Annotated in this window: 5 protein-coding genes; all 5 read right to left on the bottom strand. The window is 58.7% G+C overall.

The window, feature by feature from the left end; all coding sequences use genetic code 11:
- Positions 1-291: 291 nt before the first annotated feature.
- Positions 292-858 carry a transposase gene (locus tag NUW23_10685; protein MCR4426630.1) on the bottom strand — a complete coding sequence of 189 codons (567 nt, stop codon included), beginning with the start codon at positions 856-858 and terminating at the stop codon, positions 292-294.
- Positions 858-1,373: a winged helix-turn-helix domain-containing protein gene (locus NUW23_10680; protein MCR4426629.1), complete on the bottom strand. Its 516-nt coding sequence runs from the start codon at positions 1,371-1,373 to the stop codon at positions 858-860. Before NUW23_10680 ends, NUW23_10685 begins: the two co-directional genes overlap by 1 nt.
- A 481-nt stretch (positions 1,374-1,854) precedes the next feature.
- Positions 1,855-2,349 carry a hypothetical protein gene (locus tag NUW23_10675; protein ID MCR4426628.1) on the bottom strand — a complete coding sequence of 165 codons (495 nt, stop codon included), beginning with the start codon at positions 2,347-2,349 and terminating at the stop codon, positions 1,855-1,857.
- Between the two features lie 73 nt (positions 2,350-2,422).
- A complete protein-coding gene (locus tag NUW23_10670) occupies positions 2,423-3,100 on the bottom strand; it encodes a hypothetical protein (protein ID MCR4426627.1) in 678 nt (225 codons plus the stop codon).
- A gap of 62 nt (positions 3,101-3,162) precedes the next feature.
- Positions 3,163-3,375: hypothetical protein (locus NUW23_10665; protein MCR4426626.1), on the bottom strand; the 213-nt coding region annotated here is incomplete at its 5' end.

The following is a 3,375-nucleotide window of genomic DNA, read 5'->3' as shown; positions in this document are numbered from 1 at the left end:
CTCGACGTGCCCGTGCTGAGTCCTGAGGAGTTCATCACGTCTTTCTTCAGCCGACTGGCCGTCCGATTGGGCCTCTAGACGGAATACCCGAGGGGAATCTGGCACGCAGGGACATGAGGCAACTTCGCATCCCGATCCGTCCTCCCGTTCGGGAACCGCGAGGTGATTTCGGGGAACGCCCTTGGAGCCCTCGTCACGGCGCGGGACGGTGTATAATACCAGGCAGACAGATAGAACCCCCTGTAGAGGCGCAGGGTGCGCCGTCTATAGCCAAGCAAATCCGAAGTGAAATCACGCAGCCTTGAAGTACAGCCTGGCGTCTACACGCCTTCTGACTTTGCTTGGAGTGTTGTAGGCGTACACGTGAAACCTGGTTATTCTCTTGCGTAGATCTTTGTCGATTCGATACGCGCAGGCTCGGGCGCAGTAGTCCTTGAGCCACGCCCACATGTTCTCCTGTGGGTTGAGCTCCGGCGAATACGGGGGCAGGAAGAGGAAATAGAGCCTGCTCCGGTACTTGCGCTCGAACTCGGGCGCTATGGACCTGTGCGGCCGGTAGTTGTCGAGGATAACCCATACCTCTTTTCCTGGGCTCACGCGCATTAGCTTGTCTATGAACCAGCCCACATGCTGCGAGTTCATGCCTTCTTTGGACGAATGGACAGAGTGGTACGTTTTGTAGTCCCTCAGTATCTCTATGGAGCCGATGACGTTGACGCCCTTGTGGTCTCCGTTCGCTTCCATATAGAGGGGCTGCCCTTTTGGACCCCATCCGTAGAAGCTGTCGGACTCCAGCCTGATTCCGGTCTCGTCCAGGGCGAACAGGCAGACGTCGTCTCTTTGGGAAAGGTCATCCACTAATTAAGCCACCCCTTTTTGAAGGCGTCCTGAGCCTGTTTGTCCGGCCTTGTAGGGCGCTTCGTGCTCCGCTTATGGGAGTGGCCGAGCTTGTGCAGTATCTGCCGGATCCGCTCGTACGAGTACTCCCGCCCGTACGTATCAAGGATGTACCGCTGGAGGACCCTAGTGTCCCAACGGTTCTTGTAGTATCCATGGTCCTTCGGGCAACGGTTCCTGACCGCGTCGTCGACGTCGGCGAGCATCTCCTCGGTGAACGAGCTCTTGCTTCCGCCCCTGTGATCCGCCGCAGCCTCAATGCCCTGCTCGTTCCACCGGTGAACGTGCCTCCAAACGGGGACGCGGGAACACCCGAGCGTTTCGGCTGTCGTCTCAGCGGGAATGCCCTGGAGCGTCATGACTACCGCCGTAAGAGCCTGACGTGTATATGGCTTATCGGCGCGCGCCGCGAGCTTGGCGATCTCGCCGGCTGTAAATCCGTGCATATTGGTTACTCGCACCCTTAGTCTTGGCATGGACCGTCTCTCCTTTCAGCTGGCAGCCATTATACCAGCTAGAGACGCCCATGCGGGCAGGGAATTCTTCACTGACCGTTTGTTTAGCTATATATGGTCGCCCAGGAGGATACAAGACAATACTCAGCAAAGACACCGTGGACAAGCCCTGTCCGGTTTGTGGGACAATAATCAAGAGAGCGGCGTATATGGCCGGGAGCATATACTACTGCGAAGGATGCCAGAAGCTATAGTGCTCGAAGCTGCAAGGGGTTGTGATTTCGCTCTGCCACGGGTTGCGAGTCTATCCTGGTACCGTGAGACTTGACGATTCAGAGAAAACCGCCCCATGATAGCCCATTCGTGGATCTCGAATCGAGTGGGCAACCGAACGAACTGACCCGACTCCAACACTTCCCTGACCTTCGGGATCATTTCATGTCGCCATTTCTTAACATTGTGCACAGCTCCGATCCATGTGTTATCTGCCTGGGTCTGCTCTTCACTCCCAGGATGCATTGCGACCATAACGCAACTCATCGAGGATCGCCCTGAACTTAGCTCTCATGCGGCTGGAGAAGAACTGATCACGGCTCAACCGCGCAAAATGCTCCTCGATCAGCAGCCTGGGGTAGCTGGTCAGTCTCTTGATCACCGCGTTGAGGTAACGCCGAGACGAGTTCGAACTCTTGACCCGATATAGTTCGCCGACGAGCATCTCTGCTGTCTTACAGTCCTGAGGCAGCTGCTCTACGATGGTCGCCAAGCGCTCAATGTCATCACGCCAATGGTAGAAGAGGCCCACGAGAAACACTCCCGCTTCAACACGGCCTCTGACTTGCATAGAACCCAGCATGACGCAACCCGAACGGAACATCGAAGGATCCGTGGACAGAGCCTGCGTCAGAACGCTGTCAATGGGGAACTTAGTGAGATCCAGGTACCCATCCTCGGTAATCCAGGGCACCCTCGGCATCTCACCCAATTTGTTCGGCATGATCGACCCTCTTAACACATGGTTACTCCTTTGCGGCGATCTGCTCACGTGTGCCACCCAACGGCACTGAGTATCATCGGACTTCCACCGTTTCGAGAGTGGTTTCTTCCGCCCCGGGGGCCACCAGTTGGACGTATTCGCGGATCTCCGACAGGTGGGCCCGGAGCGGTGCCGTGCCGATCCCGGGCGGGGCATAGACGAAGAAGAGGGCGCTCCCGGTATCTTCCTTCAGGCGGGTCCGGTGATCCGGGCCGCGCAGGACGCTGGAGATCGCGCCGCGACCGTCGGCCAGCAGCATGTCGCCGCGTACGGCGGTCTTTTCGCGGCCGTCGAGCCCGAGGTACCGCTCCATCCCCTCGGCCAGGCCCAGCCTGAGGGGGAACGAGAGCTCCGCCAGGTTGTGGCCGGCCGTGAGAAGCAGGTTCCGGAGTTCGGCCAGGAACATCGCCTCGACCAGGGCCGCGACGCTCGGGATGGGCCGGCCCCCATGGACGACCGATTCGAGCTGGAGGAGGACGTGGTAGGTCTGCTTGAAGCGGCCGTAGTAAGCGGCGTAAGCGCCGAGCGGTTCGACCGAGTTCAATTCGGCCCGTGTCATGCCCGCGAAACGGCCGCGCAGTTCCTCCTCGACCCTCCGCTTCCTCTCCTCCAATCCGGCGTGGAACGGGGGATTACTCACCCTGGTCATGACCAGAACCCCAAAAGCGGCACCTGGATAGGCCAGCCGTAGATCCTCGGCGATCGAGAGCATCGAAAATCCCTCCCGCCGGCGGGCGAAGGGCTCCGCCGTTGATTATACCGGGTATAATCCTATCAAGGGGCAAGTGGTTTAGAAAGGGCTACTCTCTTTGAAGTCTCATGGTGCCCCTTGAGGGGTTTTGGGAGCTGCACCGGGCCATCACCGATTACCTGCATCGCGTGCGCGGCGTGGTTGCTGGATTTGTGCCATGAGCTGCAAGCCATGCCCCACACGATGGCATGGGATAGCAGGGCCACATAGCTGCCAACAAGCTTCATTGCCGGCCC

The sequence above is a fragment of the Bacillota bacterium genome (assembly GCA_024655925.1).
Lineage (GTDB): Bacteria > Bacillota > DTU025 > DTU025 > JANLFS01 > JANLFS01.
Note: the sequence above shows the minus strand (reverse complement) of the source record. Positions and strands in the feature narration are given on the sequence as shown.

Coding starts and splice junctions, on each gene's coding strand:
- NUW23_10680 (MCR4426629.1), bottom strand. CDS start 1,373: ATGCCAAGACTAAGGGTGCGAGTAACCAATATGCACGGATTTACAGCC.
- NUW23_10675 (MCR4426628.1), bottom strand. CDS start 2,349: ATGCCGAACAAATTGGGTGAGATGCCGAGGGTGCCCTGGATTACCGAG.
- NUW23_10670 (MCR4426627.1), bottom strand. CDS start 3,100: ATGCTCTCGATCGCCGAGGATCTACGGCTGGCCTATCCAGGTGCCGCT.